The 22,921-nt window shown below is 44.5% G+C and carries 27 protein-coding genes; all 27 read right to left on the bottom strand.

The features are described from left to right. Window positions 1-121: 121 nt before the first annotated feature. The gene (glgA, locus tag ACTNEW_RS01885; protein WP_441057220.1) at window positions 122-1,567 is read right to left on the bottom strand and encodes a glycogen synthase GlgA; all 1,446 of its coding nucleotides are present in this window, start codon (window positions 1,565-1,567) and stop codon (window positions 122-124) included. 94 nt (window positions 1,568-1,661) lie between these two features. Then, window positions 1,662-2,471 (bottom strand): sporulation transcription factor Spo0A, encoded by an 810-nt coding sequence (spo0A, locus tag ACTNEW_RS01880; protein WP_441057218.1) that lies wholly within the window; start codon window positions 2,469-2,471, stop codon window positions 1,662-1,664. Window positions 2,472-2,846: 375 nt separating this feature from the next. Beyond that, the gene (locus ACTNEW_RS01875; RefSeq protein WP_441057216.1) at window positions 2,847-3,572 is read right to left on the bottom strand and encodes an MBL fold metallo-hydrolase; all 726 of its coding nucleotides are present in this window, start codon (window positions 3,570-3,572) and stop codon (window positions 2,847-2,849) included. Between the two features lie 106 nt (window positions 3,573-3,678). Further along, entirely contained in the window at window positions 3,679-4,116 is a 438-nt protein-coding gene (locus tag ACTNEW_RS01870) for a type II toxin-antitoxin system death-on-curing family toxin (protein ID WP_441057214.1), read from the bottom strand. A gap of 111 nt (window positions 4,117-4,227) precedes the next feature. After that, window positions 4,228-4,383 (bottom strand): helix-turn-helix domain-containing protein, encoded by a 156-nt coding sequence (locus tag ACTNEW_RS01865; protein WP_441057212.1) that lies wholly within the window; start codon window positions 4,381-4,383, stop codon window positions 4,228-4,230. A 137-nt stretch (window positions 4,384-4,520) separates the two neighbouring features. Continuing rightward, on the bottom strand, window positions 4,521-5,024 hold the full coding sequence (locus tag ACTNEW_RS01860; RefSeq protein ID WP_441057210.1) for a hypothetical protein: 504 nt from the start codon (window positions 5,022-5,024) through the stop codon (window positions 4,521-4,523). 226 nt (window positions 5,025-5,250) lie between these two features. Beyond that, window positions 5,251-5,550 (bottom strand): hypothetical protein, encoded by a 300-nt coding sequence (locus ACTNEW_RS01855; protein WP_441057209.1) that lies wholly within the window; start codon window positions 5,548-5,550, stop codon window positions 5,251-5,253. Beyond that, window positions 5,525-6,745: a SpoIVB peptidase gene (gene spoIVB, locus ACTNEW_RS01850; RefSeq protein ID WP_441057207.1), complete on the bottom strand. Its 1,221-nt coding sequence runs from the start codon at window positions 6,743-6,745 to the stop codon at window positions 5,525-5,527. The genes ACTNEW_RS01855 and spoIVB overlap by 26 nt, the downstream gene beginning before the upstream one ends. 193 nt (window positions 6,746-6,938) lie before the next feature. Beyond that, window positions 6,939-8,630 carry a DNA repair protein RecN gene (gene recN, locus ACTNEW_RS01845; RefSeq protein ID WP_441057205.1) on the bottom strand — a complete coding sequence of 564 codons (1,692 nt, stop codon included), beginning with the start codon at window positions 8,628-8,630 and terminating at the stop codon, window positions 6,939-6,941. A gap of 63 nt (window positions 8,631-8,693) precedes the next feature. After that, complete coding sequence (gene argR / locus ACTNEW_RS01840) at window positions 8,694-9,146, bottom strand: arginine repressor (protein WP_441057203.1); 453 nt, start codon at window positions 9,144-9,146, stop codon at window positions 8,694-8,696. 11 nt (window positions 9,147-9,157) lie between these two features. Next, the gene (locus ACTNEW_RS01835) at window positions 9,158-10,018 is read right to left on the bottom strand and encodes an NAD(+)/NADH kinase (protein ID WP_441057201.1); all 861 of its coding nucleotides are present in this window, start codon (window positions 10,016-10,018) and stop codon (window positions 9,158-9,160) included. A 13-nt stretch (window positions 10,019-10,031) separates the two neighbouring features. Then, complete coding sequence (locus ACTNEW_RS01830; RefSeq protein ID WP_441057199.1) at window positions 10,032-10,841, bottom strand: TlyA family RNA methyltransferase; 810 nt, start codon at window positions 10,839-10,841, stop codon at window positions 10,032-10,034. Window position 10,842: 1 nt separating this feature from the next. Next, window positions 10,843-12,702, bottom strand: a complete 1,860-nt coding sequence (dxs, locus tag ACTNEW_RS01825; RefSeq protein WP_441057197.1) for a 1-deoxy-D-xylulose-5-phosphate synthase — start codon at window positions 12,700-12,702, stop codon at window positions 10,843-10,845. A 13-nt stretch (window positions 12,703-12,715) separates the two neighbouring features. Continuing rightward, window positions 12,716-13,603, bottom strand: coding sequence for a polyprenyl synthetase family protein (locus ACTNEW_RS01820; RefSeq protein ID WP_441057195.1), 888 nt, complete (start codon window positions 13,601-13,603; stop codon window positions 12,716-12,718). Continuing rightward, window positions 13,587-13,820, bottom strand: a complete 234-nt coding sequence (gene xseB / locus ACTNEW_RS01815) for an exodeoxyribonuclease VII small subunit (protein ID WP_441057193.1) — start codon at window positions 13,818-13,820, stop codon at window positions 13,587-13,589. The genes ACTNEW_RS01820 and xseB overlap by 17 nt, the downstream gene beginning before the upstream one ends. 2 nt (window positions 13,821-13,822) lie before the next feature. Further along, window positions 13,823-15,028 (bottom strand): exodeoxyribonuclease VII large subunit, encoded by a 1,206-nt coding sequence (gene xseA, locus ACTNEW_RS01810; RefSeq protein ID WP_441057191.1) that lies wholly within the window; start codon window positions 15,026-15,028, stop codon window positions 13,823-13,825. Then, complete coding sequence (gene nusB, locus ACTNEW_RS01805) at window positions 15,025-15,549, bottom strand: transcription antitermination factor NusB (protein ID WP_441057189.1); 525 nt, start codon at window positions 15,547-15,549, stop codon at window positions 15,025-15,027. Before nusB ends, xseA begins: the two co-directional genes overlap by 4 nt. A 31-nt stretch (window positions 15,550-15,580) precedes the next feature. After that, window positions 15,581-15,967, bottom strand: coding sequence for an Asp23/Gls24 family envelope stress response protein (locus ACTNEW_RS01800; RefSeq protein ID WP_441057187.1), 387 nt, complete (start codon window positions 15,965-15,967; stop codon window positions 15,581-15,583). Window positions 15,968-16,078: 111 nt separating this feature from the next. Beyond that, window positions 16,079-17,668, bottom strand: coding sequence for a peptide chain release factor 3 (locus ACTNEW_RS01795; protein ID WP_441057185.1), 1,590 nt, complete (start codon window positions 17,666-17,668; stop codon window positions 16,079-16,081). Window positions 17,669-17,822: 154 nt separating this feature from the next. Beyond that, entirely contained in the window at window positions 17,823-18,647 is an 825-nt protein-coding gene (locus tag ACTNEW_RS01790; protein WP_441057183.1) for a SpoIIIAH-like family protein, read from the bottom strand. Between the two features lie 11 nt (window positions 18,648-18,658). Beyond that, window positions 18,659-18,988, bottom strand: a complete 330-nt coding sequence (locus ACTNEW_RS01785; RefSeq protein ID WP_441057181.1) for a hypothetical protein — start codon at window positions 18,986-18,988, stop codon at window positions 18,659-18,661. Beyond that, window positions 18,972-19,538: a stage III sporulation protein AF gene (locus ACTNEW_RS01780; RefSeq protein WP_441057179.1), complete on the bottom strand. Its 567-nt coding sequence runs from the start codon at window positions 19,536-19,538 to the stop codon at window positions 18,972-18,974. Before ACTNEW_RS01780 ends, ACTNEW_RS01785 begins: the two co-directional genes overlap by 17 nt. Then, window positions 19,535-20,677 carry a stage III sporulation protein AE gene (locus ACTNEW_RS01775; RefSeq protein ID WP_441057177.1) on the bottom strand — a complete coding sequence of 381 codons (1,143 nt, stop codon included), beginning with the start codon at window positions 20,675-20,677 and terminating at the stop codon, window positions 19,535-19,537. Before ACTNEW_RS01775 ends, ACTNEW_RS01780 begins: the two co-directional genes overlap by 4 nt. Beyond that, entirely contained in the window at window positions 20,674-21,060 is a 387-nt protein-coding gene (locus ACTNEW_RS01770; RefSeq protein ID WP_441057175.1) for a SpoIIIAC/SpoIIIAD family protein, read from the bottom strand. Before ACTNEW_RS01770 ends, ACTNEW_RS01775 begins: the two co-directional genes overlap by 4 nt. Window positions 21,061-21,219: 159 nt before the next feature. Then, entirely contained in the window at window positions 21,220-21,414 is a 195-nt protein-coding gene (gene spoIIIAC, locus ACTNEW_RS01765) for a stage III sporulation protein AC (RefSeq protein ID WP_441057173.1), read from the bottom strand. Between the two features lie 24 nt (window positions 21,415-21,438). Next, on the bottom strand, window positions 21,439-21,957 hold the full coding sequence (locus tag ACTNEW_RS01760) for a stage III sporulation protein AB (RefSeq protein ID WP_441057171.1): 519 nt from the start codon (window positions 21,955-21,957) through the stop codon (window positions 21,439-21,441). Further along, complete coding sequence (spoIIIAA, locus tag ACTNEW_RS01755; RefSeq protein WP_441058086.1) at window positions 21,951-22,871, bottom strand: stage III sporulation protein AA; 921 nt, start codon at window positions 22,869-22,871, stop codon at window positions 21,951-21,953. Before spoIIIAA ends, ACTNEW_RS01760 begins: the two co-directional genes overlap by 7 nt. Between the last annotated feature and the right edge of the window lie 50 nt (window positions 22,872-22,921).

The following is a 22,921-nucleotide window of genomic DNA, read 5'->3' as shown; positions in this document are numbered from 1 at the left end:
TTTTTATGAAGTTTATTCTCCAATCAGACAGCCTCATTTTTTTGAAGTTTATTCTCCAATCAGACAGCCTCATTTTTTTGAAGTTTATTCTCCAATCAGACAGTTTCATTTTCTATATAGGTTATTCCCCGATCAGCCAGTTATACATTTCTTCATACTGGCGTGCGGAATTCTTCCACGAGAAGTCAGCCGCCATCGCGCGGTCAACCATCTTATTCCATTCACGTTTCTTCTCGTAATAGACACGCTCAGCATTACGGACAGTCGCAAGCATCTCATGTGCATTGTAATTGCGGAAGCTGAAGCCTGTACCTGTTCCTTCGTATTCATTGTAAGGTTCTACCGTATCTTTCAGACCGCCGGTTTCCCTGACAATCGGAAGCGTACCGTAACGCAGGCTCATCAGCTGGCTGAGACCGCACGGCTCAAACAGGGAAGGCATCAGGAATGCATCACAGGATGCATAAATTCTGTGTGACAGAGGTTCATCATAATAAATCTGCGCAGAAACCTTGCCATGATATTTCCAGTCAAAATGACGGAACATATTTTCGTAACGTTCATCCCCTGTTCCAAGAACAACAATCTGTACATCATCCTGGCAAAGTTCATCCATGACATAAGCAATCAGATCGAATCCTTTCTGATCTGTCAAACGGGAAACAATACCGATCATCATGGTCTTCGGATCTTCTGTCAGGCCAAGATCCTTCTGAAGCTGAATCTTATTTTTTACTTTTTCCTTACGGAATGTGGCTGCGTTGTAATTCTTCGCAATATGCGGATCTGTCTCAGGGTTAAACAGATCATAATCGATACCATTTACGATTCCACGCAGACTGTTGGACCGTGCACACATCAGGCCATCCAGTCTTTCTCCATAAAACGGAGTCTTGATTTCTTCAGCATATGTATTGCTGACTGTTGTCACCGCATCCGCATAGACAATACCACCTTTGAGGAAATTTGCATCTCTGTATGCTTCCAGTTTGTCAGATGTAAAATAATAGTCAGAAAGACCTGTAATGGACTTCACTGTCTGCACATCGTACACACCCTGGAATTTCAGGTTATGAATCGTCATGACTGTTTTAATTCCGCGGAAAAACGGATTCTGCTGGAACGAATCATGAAGATATACCGGCACAAGGCCTGTCTGCCAGTCGTGACAGTGAATAATGTCAGGACGGAAACCGATTACCGGAAGAACCGACAGAACTGCCTTGGAGAAAAATGCAAATTTCTCCAGATCCCACGGTGCACTGTCATATGGTTTCGGACCGCTGAAATAGTATTCATTGTCAATAAAATAGAATTTGATACCGTCATACTCCATCTGGAGAATCCCTACATAACAGTTCTTGTACCCCAGATCCATGTAGAAATGAGTCACATATTCCATTTTATCTTTCCATTCCTGTTTCATACAGGCATATTTCGGTAAAATAACGCGAATATCAAAGTAGCGCTTGTCAAAACATTTCGGCAGGGCGCCTGCTACATCCGCCAGACCTCCTGTTTTAATAAATGGTACCGCTTCCGATGTTGCAAATAAAATATTCTTCATCTGTAACTACCCCTCCTTGGTGACAACCTTATATTCCGAATGGAAATGTCTGCTTCCGCAAACACCGTTAAATCTATTATAACGTATAATAATTCTAATGGAAAGAGTGATTTTTATATTCCAGACGTATCTTATCAGCGATCAGCGCAATAAACTCGGAGTTTGTCGGCTTGCCTTTTCCCGTACTTACCGTATAGCCAAACAGCTCATCGATCGTATCCATTTTTCCCCTGCTCCACGCCACTTCAATCGCATGGCGGATGGCTCTTTCCACACGGCTTGGAGTCGTCTGATGTTTTTTGGCAATCGTCGGATACAGAACTTTTGTTATGGAATTCAGCATTTCCATATCATTCACTGACAGGATAATGGCATCTCTGAGATACTGGTAGCCCTTGATGTGCGCCGGAACACCAATCTCATGGATCACATTGGTAACATCTGTTTCCAGATTTTTTACAGAATATGTATCCGGATTTTCCATCACCATATTCTGACGGCTGAATTCTCTTGTTTTTCTGTCACTGATTCTGCGAATATGTTTGATCCTGTTTATCAGCATTTCATTATCAAAAGGTTTCAGCATATAATAATCCGCTCCAAGCGAAAAAGCATCCTCTGTGATTCTCTCCTGTCCGACTGCAGAAACGACAATAAATGCAGGGACTTTTTTGCATGTATTTTCGTGATGAAAGCGTTCCATAACAGAAAGTCCGTCAACCTTCGGCATGATAATATCCAGTACTACCACGTCCGGTTCCTTCTCTTTGATGATATTGCATATCTCCTCTCCATTATGTGCTTTTCCGACCAGCTCCAGGTCTTTATCCTCTTCGATCATCCGACCAAGTACTTCTACCATTTTCTCATTATCATCTGCAATTGCCACATTTAATTTCTCCATGAGGCCCGTCTCCTCCTAACCAACTTCTGCATATTTTTCAGTTTCTCTTGCACATCAAGGACATTATAGTAGAACGGTGATGTGGAAATCAAGCCGAAAGTGGCTGAAACAGGGCATTTTCGTTCGTCCTGTTTCGACATTTCATATGGTCTTTTTTTCTACATAGGCAGCTTTTTTTCGTCCTGTTTCTTCTTTTCTTTTCATAAAATCCGTACTCAAAATCTCTTTCTTTGACAAAGATTTCCTGATGTATCTGAAGAATTTCTGGCGCATCCGCTGATTTTCAGCTTTCTCCTGCAGCATTCTGCAGTCTGTTTTTTTCAGAGCCTATTTTACTTTTATCTCCCCCAATCAACAAGACAGGATTCTACACATTCACTCAATATTTTCAGAGGTCATCCGTCCGAAAGAATCCTGATTCTTTGCCTGAACGTATTGAAATCCTTTTTCTTCGATTTTTTTATGAAAATCATTTAAAAAATGCATACAGTAAATATTCTTTCTCATCTCGACAGGAAAAATCTCCTCTAATGTACTCAACGGGCAATGAGACAGATGATCTGAAGAAAATTCTGCTGTATCCTGATAGATTGTCTGTATTTTCCCTGCAAAAAATTCTTCCACAATCACCTCTGGCACTTCATAAGAATCTCCGCTGTAATAAACCTGTTCGTCACCAGATTCCAATACATAACCATAACATCGTATGTTGTCCGCATGCTTTACAGAAATTGCTTTTATTTTTATATCTCCTATGAGATTGGTTTCATCCGTCAGCAGTTCATAGGCATCCGATGTAATCCCCATCATCTCCAGCAATTTTGTTAATGATCGTTCCGGATGGATAATTTTGACCTTTTTACCCAATACAAAATAGCTATAGGAAATAACAGAAGGAAGACTGCCCACGTGATCTGCATGAGTATGTGTGATAATAACATAAATATCCTGGTATCGTTCCAGTAATTTCATTTCATATAATTTTCTGAAAACAGTTTCTCCTGCATCAATCAGAAATAACTGATTATTCCTCACAAAATAAGCACTTGTATTTCCCAACAGAGGATTAAATGCGGATCCGGAACCTAAAAAAGTAATCATCTTTACCACCGCCTGTTCTAATAATGAATTTCAAAAAATATGTGCTGATTATTCCATTCAGCATAACATGCTTTCTTTTTGATCTTCGCAATAAAAATTTGCCATTCTACAACATACAATTCATAACAACGTTAATCATCATCTCTTTTTCTTCCGGTCTTGATTCTGCTATCATGATCGTCAGCGCAACTAACGTTGCATCCGCTATCTTCTTTTTTCCATCCGCAAACAGAGCCTCATTTTTGTCCAGGAAGTACAAAAACATGGTTGCTGCAATTCTTTTATTTCCGTCAAAAAAGCTGTGATTCTTGGTCACAAAATACAAAAGATTTGCCGCCTTTTCTTCCAGTGATTCATAAATCTCGATGCCGCCAAAAGACTGATAAATGTTGCCAATACTTCCTTTAAAAGAATCATCCTTTTCCCTGCCAAACAGATCAGATTCATCACCAAATCTCATGCTGTGGATTACTTCCATACATTCCTCGTAAGAAAGAACATAGGTCGCACGATTTCCTTTCATTCCTGCCGGAATAAAATACATAACCAATCGACTTTTATAAACTATCACGCGCTTCTGGCAAAAAACATTTTTTTCTTAAAGGCATCAAATAATCCCAACTGACCAACTCCTCCAAATCATTTTTTGAATATATTATAAGATCAACCTTGGAATATACTCCGGCGGTGTTCTGCGCCCTGCTTCCCAGTCCTCGATTGTTCTTAAAGGAATTCCTATATGTATGGAAAAATCCTTTCTGGTCATTCCTGTTTTTTCTCTGAGTTCTCGTATTTTATTTGCTGATTCCATGCTTTTTATCACTCCCATTTATAAATATAGTTTTATTAATATCATGTCGAACTTATTGACACATTAATATAAATCGAGTATTATAATACACAGGAAATGGGTTTTACGACCGTACAGTTTTTACTTAAGCGGGCTACTCATTTCTTTTTTGTTCTCAAAAAATCATATAAGTACATTTTTCCATCTTCATCATGCCTGACAAGCATTCTCAACTTATAAATGTTATATCGTTCTATCTCACCATCATCATTATAAACCGGCAAAGCCAGTCCGGTATCATAACGATACCAACCAAATTTTGCCTTTTTCCCATGCTTTGCATTATAATCTAATGAAACAGATTTGTTCTCTGCAATCTGTATTAATTCTCCCACAGCCTGCGCTGCATTTGCTTTTGCCTTTAAATTCGCGCCTTTCAATACCATTTTGTCTTTTCCATGCGCAAATTCATCAGGGAAATCCGTACCGATATATATTTTCTCTGCCGTTTCACTAATCTCATAATATTTGCCGATATACTCCTTTAAATACTTTTCTATTTCTTTCCATTCTTCTTTAGATTTGCCTTTAAAACGTACATCATGAATCAAAACAGTTTTCTTATATTCTGGATCGGTAATAATAACTACATTCTTAGCCAATTATGTATCCTCCGACTCTGTTATTTTCCCGCATCGAAATATCTATTAAAAACACAAAATTCCATTACTTCGATTCTAATATGAAATCTATCTTATCATATTTTTTATTTTTCGCAATGCGTGGTTCTATTTCTATAATAAAGAGATACAATCTAAATTTCTGTTCAAAAAAGCAGACAACGCAATGACATCCTCATCACCCTGTCTGCTTGTATTTCTTCTGTTTTTATCGTATCAACAAATCCACATACTTTGCCGGTTTCCAATTTAATCCATAATACTTTTCCAAAAAGTTCAGTGTACGCTCAAGACTGTCAATTTCTTCACCAATCCCATTAAACCAGATTATCAATAAAGTATAAACACGATTGTTAATATCACAATTCAATTGCTTCATGGTCTTATCATCCAGACATACTCCCTCAGCATGCAAATCTTCCACTACTCCATTTCGGAAAATAAGGTGTGTTAATGCTCTGGAAAGCGCCTGTAAGGTGTACTCATCCATAGCACGATTCCGCCTCATCCAGCATCGTCTCCGCAAAGATTCCATACCCGCTTGTGGAGTCCTGCACGAATACATGAGTGACAGCCCCCACAAACTTCCCATTTTGAATCACAGGTGACCCCGACATCCCCTGCACGATCCCTCCGGTTATTTCCAGGAGTTCAGGATCTGTAACCTGTATGACAAAACTTTTGTTGCTGTCCTCGTGATTCATATCAATTTTGGTAATTTCCGCATCATACATTTTTGCAGTTCCGTCCACACTGCTCACAATAGAGGCAGGACCGATTTCCACTTCCTGTTTATAGGCAATCGCCAGTTCCATCAGGGACATTTCCGATACAGCATTCGCATTAAATTCTCCATAAATTCCATTTCCGCTGTTTTTCCCAATTTTCCCGATAATCTGTCCCGGTTCGTAACGAATCAGGCCGGCAAGTTCCCCCGGACTTCCCTTACTTCCTTTCTGAATACCCAGGATTTCTGCCTGATACAGCTCTCCTTCCCGGATTTCAAGCAGTTCTCCTGTATCTACGTCGCTGATGCCGTGCCCAAGCGCACCAAATGTTCCAGAGGAATCGATATATGTCAGAGTTCCGATCCCCTGTGTATCGTCTCTTACCCAGATACCGAGTTTATATTTTCCTTCTGTATCCTTTACCGGAGTCATGGAAACCGGAATCGTCTCATCTCCCCGCCGGACATCCAGAGTCACTTCTCCTCCATCCAGGAGAGACAGATCTTCCATCAGTTCCTTTTTTGATGAAATCTTCTGCTCATTCAGGGAAACAATATAATCCCCTGACTTTACGATATTTTTTGCAGGTTCCTCCGTCGTCCCGCTGTCCGTGGTGATTTCTCCGGTATCGACGATCAGCACACCCTCCGTTTCCATATACAGCCCAACCGTACTGCCGCTGACATATACACTGGTACTGTCCGATGGTATCACTTTTACATTTTTGAACGGAACCACTCCCATGAGCCTGCAGGGAAGCAGATAACTTCCCTCTCCGGACACGGTCACTGCATCTTCAAATGTTACGAAAGGCCGGGCAAGCATTGCTTCTACGTGATCTTCCATGCCCCGTTCCACCCGAATCTCGTCCGGAATTTTTCTGTCCAGATAGCGATAGCCCGTAATTCCCATTGCAAGCAGATCAAGACAGAGACACCACAGAATAAAACGCCTGTATTTCCTTTTTCTTTCCATCTCGCCACATCCTTTTCCTAAGTATATTTTCTGTAAAATACCAAAATCGGCATGATTCTGATGAACAGCAAATTTCTGCTGTCAGTATCTTCCCATATCAGCTAACCCTTTTTATCAGACAAACTTTTTCGCACAAAAGAAAAAGAGAGAAACACCCTCTCGGATATCCTCTCTTAGTATGCGGGAAAAAAATTTATTTCAGTCTTGTATTTTTATGTACACGTGCCAATTCTTTCATTTCTCTTGCATTTTCCAGAACTGCATCGGTAATCTCGGCACCCCCGAGAAGTCTTGCCAGCTCTTTCAGACATGCATCTCCTTCCAGCGGATGAATCTCCGTAATCGTTTCTGTACCCCGAAGATGTTTCTCTATCTCAAAATGAGTATCTGCCATCGCTGCGATCTGCGGAAGATGGGTAATACAAAGCACCTGATGATGCCTTCCGATAACTGCCATTTTTTCAGATACTTTCTGCGCGGTTCTTCCACTGATACCGGTATCGATCTCGTCAAAAATCAGTGTCTCAATCTGATCGCGGTCTGCAAGTATCGCTTTCAGTGCAAGCATGATTCGGGAAAGCTCACCACCGGATACGATTTTTCCAAGTGGCTTCAGGTTTTCACCCGGATTTGTGGAGATCACATATTCCACTTCATCAAAACCATTGTCTGAATAAGACGATTTCTTTTTAAATGAAATATCAAAATTCACATCCAGGAAATTCAGATCCTGCAATCCTTCGATTACTTTTCCGACAAGCTGCTGACTGTATTCTTTCCTGATTTCAGACAAATCATACGATGCAGTTTCCAGTATTTTTTCTGTTTCAGCAAGATGTTCTTCTGCTTCCTGGAAACGTTCCTCATATCTGATAAGATTTTCCAGTTTTTCCTGCTGTTTTTTCAGGTAAAGCTGAATTTCTTCAATACTCTGACCATATTTGGATTTCAGTCCGTTGATCAGATCCAGTCTCTGCTCTGTTTCGTAAAATGACTCATCATCAAAGGTCAGATCTTCCATATAGGATGACAATTCTCTGTTAAAATCATTGACCAGCGCATCAATTTCCTGAAGGGATGACTCCATATTTTCAAGTTCGGAATCATATTCTGTCACTCTGGAAAGCTCCCGAAGAGCCGATCCAATCGTCTCTCCCGCCCCGTTCTGCCCATCATAACCAGTCAGGCCATGAACCGTCTGCAGTGTCTCTGCAATCCGTTTCCCGTTACTCAGTTTACGGTACAGTTTTTCCAGTTCTTCATCTTCCCCTTCCGTCAGATGTGCACGCTCGATTTCTTCAATTTCAAATTCAAGAAATGCTTTTTCACGATTGCGCTGTTCTTCATCCATATCCAGTTCTTTCAGGGCACGAAGCGCTTTGCGGTATGACTGATAAGCAGCTTTCACCTTCTCTTTTTCCGGCTGGATTTTCTCCTTACCATAAGCATCAAGAATCTCCAGCTGCTTCTCCGGATACAGCAGTGACTGGTGTTCATGTTGTCCGTGAATATCCAGAAGACAGGTTGCAGCCGCCTTCATCTGACCGACTGTGCAGGTTTCCCCGTTAATCTTATTGATACTTCTTCCGTCCATTATTTTCCGTGATAACAGGACCTGTCCATCCTCCGGAAAAATATCCAGTGCACGGAGAGATTCCTCCGCTTTTGGATTTTCCACCTGAAAAAGAAGTTCCACCAGAGCATACGGAGCATTCTCCCGAATCATATTTCTGGAGATTTTGCTTCCGAGAATCAGCTGCATGGAACCCAGTAGGATGGATTTTCCGGCACCGGTCTCACCGGTGAGGATATTCAGACCGGGTCCAAATTCCACTTCAATTTCTTCTATCAGTGCAAGGTTTTTTACATGAAGATGTACCAGCATTTCGTCCTCCTGATCGTGCTGCGTCGGATTGCTCTAGCAATCTATTTCCTCTCCGCCGCAGTGCTATCGTTTTAAAATACCCTTTAATTTCTCTTTTACCGTCTGTGCCTCCTCGGTCGACCTGGTCACACACAGAACCGTATCATCCCCGGCGACACAGCCCAGAATCTCCTGCCATTTCAGCGCATCCAGAGCTGCTGCCACCCCCATGGCCATACCGGAAACCGTCTTAATCACGATGATATTCTGCCCGATATCAATCGATGTCAGAGCATCATGAAGCACTCTGGTATATTTATCCCCCAGTGTTCCCTGAGTATTCTCCAGAATCGCATAATGGGATTTTCCGTCTCTTCCGGCAACTTTTGTCATTTTCAGGGCACGAATATCTCTGGATACCGTTGCCTGAGTTACTTTAAATCCAGCTTCGTTCAGTCTGGCTGCAAGTTCTTCCTGTGTATCAATCTCATACTGCTGAATCAGCTCGATTATTTTTTCATGTCTTGCTACTTTCACCTTTGATCCTCCTAGCTGTTGCGCATCTTCTGCCTGATTACTTCCACAAAACTTAAATGATTCAGTTTCAGGATTCTGGTGCTTACACCGGCTTTCCGGATCACAATTCTGTCTCCGGTCACCATGGGAATCTCTTTGTCTCCGTCAAAAGATGCCAGTCCCTTTTCCTCATTCTGTCTTCTTCCTTCTCCCAGCTCCACCGTGATCACATCCTGCTCCGGAAAAATGATACTTCTGGAATTCAGTGTGTGCGGTGCAATAGGCGTCATAATCGTCATGGACGCACTGGGGGACACGATCGGGCCTCCGCAGGAAAGGCTGTAGCCCGTGGAACCTGTAGGTGTGGAAATAATGATTCCATCCGCATTATAAGAATTCAGATACTCATTGTTTACATAGTTTTTGAACCGTACAACACGAAGAGGACCTTCCCTGCAGATTACAATATCGTTCAGGGCCAGATCACTTCCCAGAATTTCTTCTCCTCTGTAAACGGTTCCCTCCAGCATCATCCGTTCTTCCACTTCATAGTCATCTGACATAAGCTGATCAAGAGCCGGATATACGGACTGCCTGTCCACTTCCGCAAGAAAACCAAGATTGCCCAGATTCATTCCAAGAAGAGGAATTCCCCTATGTACCACATCTCTGGCAGCCTGCAGAAGGGTTCCGTCACCGCCAAGCACAAGGATACATTCTGTTTCTTCCGGAATCTGATCCGGATCTGTATAATGGTAAGGTCCATCCAGTTTCCGGACGGCTTTTTGTACCTGACAGTGTCTTCCGTGTTCTGTCAAATAGGAGACAATACTGTCTGTAAGCTCCAATCCTTCATCCTTCTGGCTGTTGGTTATCATATAAAAATTATCCATACTTCGTACTTCCTCAATCCAGTTGTCTGTGAGCCTCCGCTACAATCTCTGCGGGAAGTTCTGTAAGTCCGGAAACGATTTCTGTTCCCTCCGGACGTTTTTTCAGGTGAAGAAGATATTCAATATTCCCTTCCGGACCCTTAATCGGGGAAAAGGACAGGTGATGCGGTTCCAAAGCAATACCCGCTGCATAATCCAGCACTTTTTCGATAACCTCCTGATGCACTGCAGGATCCCTTACCACGCCCTTTTTTCCTACCTTTTCTCTTCCTGCTTCAAACTGCGGCTTGATCAGACAGACAATTTCTCCTTCCTCTGTAAGAAGATTCCGCACCGGAAGCAGTACCTTTGTCAGAGAAATAAAAGACACATCAATAGAAGAAAAATCTGCCGGCTCCTGAAGATGTTCAGGAAGCACATAGCGGATATTTGTTTTTTCCATACAGACCACGCGCGGATCATTGCGAAGCTTCCAGTCCAGCTGCCCGTAGCCAACATCGATGGAATACACCTTTTCTGCTCCATTCTGCAGCATACAGTCTGTAAAACCACCTGTAGATGCTCCCACATCCATACACACCTTTCCGGCAAGTGCCACACCAAAATGCTTCATGGCTTTTTCCAGTTTCAGGCCTCCGCGGCTCACATAAGGAAGGACATTGCCCCTCACCTCGATTTTTACTGTTTCCGGAAACATGGTTCCGGCCTTATCTTCCTTCTGTCCGTCCACATAAACGTCTCCGGCCATAATATATGCTTTTGCTTTTTCTCTGGAGGGTGCCAGTGCACGTTCCATCATCAAAAGATCCAGTCGTTTCTTCATATCAGTCCTCGTATTCTTCAATAGCCCTCACAATATCTGTTTCCGTCAGGCCGATTTTTGCTTTTAATTCCGGCACAGTGCCATGGGTAATAAAACGATCCCAGATTGCAATATTCAAAGTCCGCACTTCCGGATGACATGCTTCCAGATAAGATGCCACATGTTCTCCAAATCCACCATTTTTCACATTTTCTTCCACCGTCACAAACAGCCGGTGATCTTTTGCAATCTGATCCAGCAATGCAGTGTCCAATGGTTTTACAAACCTCACATTCACCAGAGTGGGATCGTATCCATCCTGTCTCAGTGTTTCACAGACATTTACACAGGTCTCAGTCATGGATCCTACAGCAAGGACCGCCACTTCCCGGCCTTTCTGCAGGATTTCACTTCTTCCGTATTCTATCGGAGCCTGAAACTCCTCCAGTCCCTGATATGCCGCGCCTCTTGGATACCGGATTGCACATGGTCCCGGATGCTTCACAGCAAACTCCATCATTGCCTCCAGCTCCCATCCATTCTTAGGCGCCAGAACTGTCATGTTGGGAATCATGCTGAGATAGGAAAGATCAAAACAGCCGTGATGCGTCTCACCATCCGCACCCACGATGCCGGCACGGTCAAGCGCAAAGATCACATGCAGATTCTGCATACACACATCATGAAGAATCTGATCTATCGCTCTCTGAAGGAACGAGGAATACACGGCAACCACCGGAATCATTCCGCCCAGTGCAAGACCGGCCGCAAATGTTACTGCATGCTCTTCTGCAATTCCCACATCATAAAACCTGTCCGGAAAAGTCTTTCCAAACTTCTTAAGCCCGGTTCCTTCCGGCATGGCTGCCGTAATGGCTACCAGACGTTTTTCTTTATCTCCGAGTTTCACCATGGATTCGGCAAAAACATCCGTATAAGACGGAGCTGCCGGTTTCTTCAGTTCCTTTCCTGTCTCCACATCAAAAGGTCCTGTCCCGTGAAATCTGGACGGATGGATTCTCGCCGGTTCATAGCCTCTGCCTTTTTCGGTCAGGACATGTACCACAACAGCACCTTCCACCCTTTTTGCCTCGTTAAACAGTTTCATCATCTGACGCATATCATGGCCGTCTACCGGTCCCAGATAAGTCAGACCCATATTTTCAAAAAGCATTCCCGGAATAAAAAGCTGCTTGATACTGCTCTTGGTCCTGCGCATGGTATCTACTACCGCAGTGCCAACTCCGGGAATTTTTTTCAGGTTTCTGGTCACATTCATCTTAAACCCGGTATACGCTTCCGCCGTGCGCAGAGCGCTCAGATAGCTGGACATACCGCCCACGTTTTTGGAAATAGACATATTATTATCATTCAGAATAATGATAAAATTCGTCTTCAGATCCGCAGCATTATTCAGTGCTTCATATGCCATACCGCCCGTCAGCGCACCATCCCCGATCACAGAAACCACATGATGCTTCTGTCCCAGCAGATCTCGCGCCCTTACATATCCCAGTCCCGCAGAGATGGAATTGGAACTGTGACCTGTATCAAAGGAATCACAGGGGCTCTCTTTTCTCTTAGGAAATCCGCTGATGCCGCCTTCCATGCGGAGCCGGTCAAATTCATCCTTTCTTCCGGTAAGTATCTTATGAGTATACGCCTGATGTCCAACATCCCAGATAATTTTATCGTGAGGAAGATTCAGCACATTATGAAGTGCCAGTGTCAGTTCCACAACACCAAGATTGGAAGCCAGATGGCCTCCTGTCCTGCTCACAGAATCTATTAAAAAGCCCCTGATTTCTTCTGCAAGACGAGGAAAATCCGACAGTGCAATCTTATGAATATCATTGGGTTTTTTGATTTTTTCCAGAATCATTGGTATCCTTCTTTCATTTCCTGCGGCTGATCAGATAATGGATCAATTCCGTCAGGAATTCATTTTTTTGGTCAAGACTGTCCAGAAGCCGGATCGCTTCCCCGGAAAGTTCTTCCACCTGATGCGAAGCTTCCTCAAGTCCAAAAAGCGTCACATATGTCGTTTTATTATTCTTTTCATCACTGTGTACCGGTTTGCCCAGTTCCTCACTGGTGCTTGTCACATCCAGAATATCATCCTGTATCTGAAAAGCAAGCCCGATCTTTGCAGCAGCCTGCTCGATCACTGCAGTCTGCTTTTCATCTGCGCCAGCCAGTACCGCACCGGTCATCATAGCTGCTTCCAGAAGTGCCGAAGTCTTGTGACAGTAAATATAATCCAGCATCTCCTGGCTGACAGGTTTGCCGTCATTCTCCACATCCACACTCTGACCGCCCAGCATTCCATACAGACCGGTCTTATGCGCCATAATCCGGAGTGCTTTCACAATTCCGGGATTCTCCGGAGCCAGATCAAATGCCCGAAACATGGTCTCATAGGCATAATTAAGCAAGGCTACTCCGCTCAGTACGCCCATAGCCTCGCCATATACCTTATGTGTCGTAAGTCTTCCTCTCCGGTAATCGTCATTGTCAATCGCCGGAAGATCATCATGGATCAGAGAGTGTGTATGAATCATCTCCATAGCTGCCATAAATGGCTCCGCCGTCTGAAGGTCACCGCCAAACATCCGGCAGGTCTCCATAAGGAGCAGCGGGCGAAGACGTTTACCGCCTGCACACATGCTGTAATTCATCGCTTCCGCCATATTCTTGGCAAATCCCTCTTCCGGAGGAAGGTATTTCCGGATCACTTCTTCTATCCTGTCGATCCTGTATTTCAGTTCATCTTGAAAATTCACGTAACGTCCCATCCTCATCCATCTGCAGCATTTTCTTTTCTACTGTATCCAGTTTATCGCTGCAGTATTTCAATAATTCCATTCCCTGTTTATATAAACGGAAAGACTCTTCCAGTGAAGTTTCTCTGTCTTCCAGTCTGTCTGCAAGCTCATCCAGCTGAAGAAATGCATCTTCAAGAGTCTTTTCCTTCATCTTTTCCATCTCTGGTTCTGCCATTCTTACCGTTCTTCCTTTCTGAGTCTGTCCACAACGGCTTCCATGCTTCCATCCGTCACAGAAATCGTCAGTCTGTCACCGGGCCGCACCTGCGTAACGCTTGTCACTGTTTTTCCCTCTTCATCAGCCACATGGGAATATCCCTGATTCAGCTTCTTAAGCGGGGAAAGACCCGAAAAACGTTCCAGATAGATCGACAGCCTGTGTCTGCTGTCCTGCATCCGCCTGTCAAAAGCCTCCCGGATCCGGTCATCTATATCCGCAAGCCTCTGACAGTTTTCACGGAGCCGGTTCTCCGGACTCAAATACTGAAGTTTCACCTGATACTGTTCCAGACGGCTGCGCATCAGCTCCACTCTTCCCCGCATGGAACGGTTCAGACGTTCCCCGTAAGCCCGCACAGATTCCACAAGGCTCCGATAGTCATCCACCGCAAGTTCTGCTGCTGCAGACGGGGTTGGGGCACGAAGATCCGCCACAAAATCCGCAATCGTAAAATCCGTCTCATGGCCCACAGCGGAAATCACCGGCGTACGGCATTCAAAAATGGCTCTCGCCACTTTTTCTTCATTAAATGCCCACAGATCCTCAATCGAACCACCGCCTCTTCCCACAATGATCACATCCACGCCAGCTTCATCCAGCATACGGATTCCTCTGGAAATACTGTCTGCAGCGCCCTCTCCCTGAACGAGAGCCGGATACAGAATCATCTGCAGATAGGGATTTCTCCGCAGAGAAATATTACGGATATCCTGCACTGCCGCTCCCGTAGGTGCGGTCACTACACCAAGCTTTCTGATGAATCTCGGTATCGGCTGTTTATATTCCTGCGCAAACATTCCCATGTCTTCCAGCTCAGCCTTAAGCTGAAGGAATCGTTCATAAAGAGCTCCCGCTCCCTCCAGAGTGATTTCTTTGGCATAAAGCTGATAACGGCCGTCTCTTTCATAGACATCCACAGTACCGCCTGCGACCACACGGTCTCCATCCTTCATCCGGAAAGACAACCCGCGTCTATGACCGGCGAACATGACACAGCTTAACACTCCTGTCTCATCTTTCAGTGAAAAATAGATATGACCACTTGTATGATATTTACAGTTGGACACTTCCCCTTTTACATAAATCTTTTGCAGAAGAAAGTCCTGCACAAACATATTTTTCACATAACGGTTCACCTGTCCGACGGAATAAATGGTTTTCATTCTACCTCAGCAGCCGTATCTGCCGTCTGTTTTTTTTCTTTATCTGCTTTATTGATAATAATGTGCTTCGCCCTGTGCTCTTTTCTCACAGGAGCTTTGTGTTCTTCTGCATCGTCTTTTCTTCCGCTGGCAATCTTGCCGAGAACACCATTGACAAAGGAACCGGATGTCTCGCCTCCGAAACATTTGGCGATTTCCACAGCTTCATTGATGGCAACTCCAACCGGCACATCCTCTTCGTATTTCATCTCATATACAGCAAGGCGAAGTGCACTCAGATCCACCCGGTTCATACGGTCCGTCTTCCATCCACGGCTGTATTCATTCAGAACACCATCAATCTCCTCCAGATGTGCAAGTACACTACTGTATTGCTCCTGTATCGCTATACGGCTCTTATCATCCGGCTCCTCAAGGCCTTCAAAATAAAGATTTACCTGTTCTGTCATCTCGTTTTCGGAATTAAACTGCGTCATAAACAGCAGTTTAAATACATGTTCTCTCTGTTCCCTTCTTTTCATAATTCCTCCTAATATAGAAAAAAGGAAAGGGTTACTTTCCTTTTTCGTTCTCCATATCTACGCTGGCAATGTGGATATTGACATCTGCCACTTCCAGTCCGGTCATGCTCTCAATGGAAGTTTTTACCTTGTCCTGAACCTTCTTGCTGGTCTCCAGAATATTCATACCGAATTCAATATTCAGTGTCAGATCTACTGTGACCACGCCTTCCAGCACCGTCACCTTCACGCCTCTGGAAAGATTCTTCATGCCGAGCTTGCTGACCAGCTCATTGGTAATGTTGCCGCCCATAGATGCAACACCTTCCACATCTGTAGCAGCAAGACCTGCAATGATCGCAACTACCTCATCTGCGATCTGTACTTCACCAACACCGCCGATATCCTGTATTTTATATGTTGTTCTTTTTTCAGCCATTCTAACTCCTCCTAAAGGTTACTGCCCCATCCTTTACAGATGCAGGCAGATACGCTCCGTTACGTTTTTTGCTTTTTTTATTATAACAAATCAGCCGAAAAATGAAAAGGGTTATTTACTGAATTCTGTCAATATTAAGTTTGGATTACGGTCCTGCGTCATACCCACACTCCACGGATTTACAAAGAGCAGAAGCGGATTACCCTTGAGATCAGTTACTTTCTTCATATCAGAAGTACCGGTGATCTTCGCTACATCAACTTCCTCTTTGTTTGCGATCCAGCGGATATGCTCATACGGCAGATTTTCCAGGCGAATTTCCACATTGTATTCATTTTCCAGACGGTATTTCAGCACATCAAACTGAAGGACACCGACTACACCCACAATAATTTCTTCCATACCTGTATTAAATTCCTGGAAAATCTGAATCGCACCCTCCTGCGCGATCTGATTGATTCCCTTCACAAACTGTTTCCGTTTCATGGTATCAATCTGACGCACTCTTGCAAAATGCTCCGGTGCAAATGTAGGAATTCCCTCAAATGCAAACTTATTCCCCGGTGCACAGATCGTGTCACCGATGGAGAAAATACCCGGGTCAAAAACACCAATGATATCTCCCGCATAAGCCTCATCCACCACATGACGGGCCTCTGCCATCATCTGCTGCGGCTGAAGAAGACGCATTTTTTTATTTCCCTGCACATGATACACTTCTTCTGATGCATCAAATTTACCGGAACAGATCCGCATGAACGCAATACGGTCTCTGTGCGCTTTATTCATATTTGCCTGAATCTTAAATACAAATGCAGAAAAATCATCAGACATCGGATTGATTTCACCTTCATCTGACATTCTTGGCAGCGGTGATGTAGTCATTTTCAGGAAATGCTCCAGAAATGTCTCTACACCGAAGTTTGTCAGCGCAGATCCGAAAAATACCGGTGTCAGATTTCCTCTGCTTACCTGTTCCTGATCAAAATCCGCACTTGCACCATCCAGAAGCTCGATTTCTTCCATCAGCTGTTCTTTCTGTTCCGGATCCACCAGTTCTTCCAGTCTCGGATCATCAATATCGATCTCTTCGATTTTTCCCTCTTTGGTACCCTTCTGGGTATCTGAGAAGATCAGCACTTTATGCGTATTTCTGTCATAGACACCGCGGAATTTCTTACCGGAACCGATCGGCCAGTTTACAGGACAGGTTGCAATTCCCAGCTCTTTTTCTATTTCATCCAAAAGGTCGAAAGTATCATTGGCATCCCGGTCCATTTTATTAATAAATGTAAAAATCGGAATATGGCGCATGACGCATACTTTGAACAATTTTCTGGTCTGGGCTTCCACACCTTTGGAACCGTCGATGACCATGACAGCAGAATCTGCCGCCATCAGCGTACGATACGTATCCTCAGAGAAGTCCTGATGTCCCGGAGTATCCAGAATATTAATGCAATATCCGTCATAATGGAACTGCAGTACGGAAGAAGTAACGGAAATACCTCTCTCCTTTTCGATTTCCATCCAGTCGGATACTGCATGACGGGCCGTAGCCTTGCCCTTGACACTTCCGGCCAGATTGATGGCACCGCCATACAGCAGGAATTTTTCTGTTAAAGTAGTTTTGCCGGCATCCGGGTGGGATATGATCGCAAACGTTCTTCTTTTTTCTATTTCTTTCGTATACTTCGACACGGTTGGCCTCCTATTATTTTCTATGTATCAAAGGGGTCAAATCTCGTTTTGACCCCAACATCTCTTTATTTTATATAACGAAAGCTTGACTGTCAAGGATATTTCAGTCATAAATTCTTTCCACTATTTCATTCATAAAGCTCTCCCGCCTGCATCAGTCATAAATTCCTTCCGTTTCAATTTCATATCCGTCATAGATATCTGCCGCGGTTTCCGCATCTTCATAAATATCTGCGGATGTTTCTGTATCTTCATAAATATCTGCGGATGTCTCCACATCTTCCTCTGCATAGGAAGCTCCTGATGTCTCACTGGTATCTTCCTCATAGATTCCTGCATCCCCGGCAGAAGTTTCTTCTGCAGCTTCACTCTCACTCAGCGGTGTGATCACAATTGCTTCCGGCGCAATTCCGGTCTTTCGTTTTACGATATCTTCGATCTGTGCACGCCTTGCATCATCCAGATAAACATCCGGAACTACCACATCTGCCGTCTCCCCGGTAAGATTTACCACCACGTTTTCAAACCCTTTTGCCTCCAGAAGAAGCTCCGCAGCTGCCTCTTTTTCTGTTATATCGGTCATTGCTACCATGGTGCTGATGGCTTCCTGCTTCTGTTCATCCGCAATTTCCTCATTGTTGATGATTTCCTGCAGATCCGCTTTATTCTGTGAACGGATCTGTTCTCTGCTGAGTTTTGCCTGAGCCGCAAACCCGGATGCACCGGTAAGTACTGCTTCTCCCGGAGTACTGGTATCTCCCGATCCGGTTTCCGTATCAGCTGCTCCGTTCTCATCCAGAAGCGCTGTTTCGTCTGTCAGATCATAATCCACCTCCTCCAGAATCGTGCTGCTGTCTGTACTGGTTTCTTTGTCTTTGAATCCAAGATCCACATCTGCAAAATTCAGATACCCGGCCACCGCAATAAGAATTGCCAGTGATGTAATGATCACCTGATTCTTTTTCATGATTTTTTTCACTTTCCCTCTCCTCATTTCATTTTCATAATACTAATTTTATGGGCTTCAATCTGAAATAATGCCATCACCGCTTTTTGAATCCTCTGCACAGTAACCGGATTATCGGCTCCCTGTGCAGCAATCAGCACTCCTGTCACTTCCGTTTCCTGCGTTCCGTAGAAAGATCCCGTATTCCCATCTGTTCCCGTCATCAGCATAACCCGCACCTCTCCTGCTCCCTCTGTACTGGAAAGCAAATCCTCAAGTTTTTTCTCAAGTTCTGATTTTTCTGTTTCTTCCTGCCCGCTTTTATCTGCTGCAACGAGGGAACCTTCCTTCTTTGAATCATGAGAGACAGGCATTGCCGCTGCCGCCAAAAGCAGGCCCAGAAGCAGAAGTATGATCCACTGTGTTCTCCCCATCCGCTGAAATACGGAACGTATAGTCTCCTTCCCCGATTCCGCATGATTCCCAAAGAGCATCAGCCACCCTCCTTTTCTGTTCTTCATCCGGCTTTTCCCGTACTGTGAGAACTGCAGACACACGATCCCCTTCTATATGTACGGCAGCATCCACAAGGTTTATTCCTGTATTTTCCAGAGCATTCCTGATATTTTCCTGAATTTGTGCCTGATAACCTTTTTTCAGGTAAAGAATCTGCATCCGCTCAGCCTCTTCCTGTTCCATCAGCTGCGTTTCCCTGTCATAATGAAGCGTAAAGTCCGCAAACAGTTCCTCACCTTTTCCCAAAAGTGCAAACACCGGTGTACACATCATTGCGATCAGCAGAAATCCCATAAACAGACGCACATATCTCTCATATTTTTTATCCGGAACCAGATGAAGAAATGCGGTAAATAGAATATAAAAAACGGCCAGATTTTTCATCCACTGATAGATTTCTTCTTTCATGCAGCTCCCCCAAATCCAGACATAAGAATCACAAAGGTCAGGATACACATCACTTCTGCAGTAAACAGAATCCGTAAAAGAAGAGCACAGCCTTCTCCCAGTGTACTCAGGCATTCCACCATCCTCTTATCCGAAACCGGCTGGGAAACAGCTGCCAGGAACCGAAAAGAAAGGGACATAAATCCAAAATGAATCACCGGTTCTGCCGCAGCGATCAGTAAAACTGCCAGAAATACCACTCCCAGACAGTTTCTCACCAGAACAGCCCCCGTCAAAACCAGTTCTGTCACCGTATTTACTGCATTCCCGATCCCCGGCAGTGCACCGGCTGTTTTTCCCAGCGCGCTTCGTTTCAGAGAATCGATCACCGGAGCTACCAGACTCCTGACCACCTGAAGCCCGACAGTCAGGCTCAGCAGGCTTTTCAGTCCCCATTCCACTGCTGTTTTCAGAAGTTCTGCCAGTTTTCCCAGCATTTCCTCTTTTGACAAATGATTGACCAGAAGGATCAGCACATAAAGATTTACTCCGGGCAGAAACACGGACAGAAGAATCCACTGAACCAGCCATACCAGCAGCAAGACTCCTTCATAGAACAAAACGGCTGTTGACGCTCCCACAGATGCAGCCACAGCCATATAATATGCCGGAGCAAGACCTTTCATAAACTGCGTCATCCAGGACAGCTTTTGTGCAAGGGAAAGACTCATCCGGGAAAAAGAGTCCATCAGCAGCATAAACAGCAGCAGATAGACTACATAAAAACTGACCTCCCCTATCTGACCGCTGTCAAGTACCGATGCGAAATTCGAGAACACAGCTGCCATCAGGATCAGCACCAGACACTTTACAAAAAGTCCTTTTTCCTGCTGAAACCGCGAAAAAAAAAGACTGCGCAGAAATTCCTGCACTGCCTCTTTCGAAAAGACCTGTTCTCCCGACATCAGCCCTCTGGCTGCTTCTGCAAGGGAAAAGCTGTTTTCTCCCAGCATCTCATCCATCATCTTCTGTATTTCCGTAAAATCCATTTCACCCAGAAGTTCTTCCTGGAATTCTGAGCCGTACGCTTCTTCAGGCAAATAAATCATAAACAGCCCTAAAATCATCAGTATTTCCAGCAGCACCACACGGAATCTCATGTCAGAAACTCCTGAATTGTCTCGATCAGAGACAGAAGAACCGGCATACTGAGAACCATCACCGACAGTTTGCAGAACAGTTCAATCTGCGCACCTGTTGCCTGACATCCCGCATCTCTGCATATTCCTGCGGAAAACTGTCCGATATAAGTAATCCCGAGCATCTTCACCAGTGTAACAAAATAATCCGCATCCATATCCAGATTTTCCCTGATCCTCCGGATGGAATCAAACAGATACTCCAGTTTTCCCACTGCAAGAGAAAGAATGAGAATCCCCACTCCCATCGTGACAAATCCGGAATATTCCGGTTTGGTACCTTTCAGCATGAAACTCAGCATCACGCCGCCTAATCCCAGAAGTGAAATTCTGACAATATCCACCGGCAGCTCCCTTCTTTCTTCCTCCTGATACACATAAACAATCTGATAGAAAAACCACGTTCCGGTACAGCAAAAAAAACATTCGGGATGATATCATCTATCATTTATTTTTGCTCTGGAGTGTGTGTGAAAATTGCTTTCCGACTTTTCAAACACGCTCTAAAGCATAAACAATTTCTGAATACTCTCAAAAAGATCATAAATATAGGGAACGATCCAGAACAATACAATCAAAAGTCCCGCAAGGCTTACAAGAAAAGCCTGTTCATCCCTTCCGCTGTGTTTCAGCACCTGTGTGAGAATGGAGACAAGAATTCCGACTGCCGCTATTTTGAAAATAATACTGACCTCCAAACAAGCCTCCCTTCCAGGCCGGGACTACCAGATCAGAATCGCCAGAAGGATACCTCCCAGAACCCCCAGACTTTGATATACTTTCTTTTTTGCCGGCATTTCCGCCCGTAAGTCATCTCTGGAACGCCCAAGCTCCTCCTCGAGAAATTCCAGCTGTTTTTTCTGCATATCCAGATCAAGATACCCCAGTTTTTCTCCCAGAGACAAAAAGAGCTCCCATTCCCTTTCTGACAGTGGAAGCTCTCCGAGAATTTCCACAGCACAGCCCCTGTAAATCTCCGAAAACCGCATTCCGGAAGATGTTTCTGTTTTTTCTGCTGTTTTTCTTAAAAATTCTCTGTATTGTCCATTCATCCGAACGGATACATCCCAGAAAGCATCATGAAGCGATGCATGTCTGCTGCAGATTTCTCCTTTCAGCCAGCGTATCATCAGTAAAATTTCCTCCAGAGATTTTTCCCTGCAGGACAATTCATAACTTCTGCAAAAGCCAAGCCCGGCTCCTGCTGTGAGAATCAGAATCATTCCCGCTGTTTTCAGCATAAAGCGCCTTCCGCATCATAAATCGCTTCCACCACACCGGCATAACTGCCTCGTCCGAGAACAATATAACGTTCAAAAACTCTGGCTGCCAGAAGTTTCTGAAACAATGGCTGACTCAGTACATCCTCCATGGAGTTTCCGTGAGCCGTGGCGATCAGCTTGCATCCGCTGTGGATAACAGATTCCACTGCGTGATAATCATCCTCCCGCCCAAGTTCGTCCACAGCCACCACCTGCGGTGACATAGACCGGATCAGCATCTGCATGCCTTCCGACTTCGGACATCCATCCAGTACATCCGTTCTCATACCAAGATCATTCTGCGGAACTCCCTGATAGCATCCTGCAAGCTCACTTCTTTCATCCACGACTCCCACAGTCATTCCGGAAACTGTCTCATTTCCATTGCTGAGCTGTCGGATAATATCCCGAAGCAGCGTGGTCTTCCCGCATCTTGGCGGAGAGACAATGAGCGTATTGGCTACCCAGTCTCCCTGTCTGATATAGGGCATGATTTCATCTGCACAGCCGATTTTCTGGTGGGCAAGACGCACATTGATACAGGAAATATATTTCATGCCGCGGATCCGGTTGCCGTCAAGAATGACCTTACCGGTAACACCTACCCTGTGACCACCCTGTACACTCAGAAATCCCTGACGTATTTCCTCTTCATATGCATACAGCGAATATCCTGTCACATATTCCAGCGTTTCCTGCAGATCTTCTCTGGTGACCAGGTACTGTTCCTGCCCGCTGCTTCGAAGAAAACATTCTCCTCCGTCGTACGTCAGAAACAACGGCCGCCCCACCCGAAGACGTATTTCATATAATTTATCATAATCCAGGTCCGCTTCGATCAGAAGCTGCCGGATATTCCCAGCAAAAAGGTTCTGAATCTGCGTTGGTTCTATCTATCTCACCTCTTTATCTTTACTATATGTGGACAATCCTGTTTTCATTC

Origin of the sequence: Blautia sp. HCP3S3_G3, assembly GCF_052063365.1 — a bacterium.
Lineage (GTDB): Bacteria > Bacillota > Clostridia > Lachnospirales > Lachnospiraceae > Blautia_A.
Note: the sequence above shows the minus strand (reverse complement) of the source record. Positions and strands in the feature narration are given on the sequence as shown.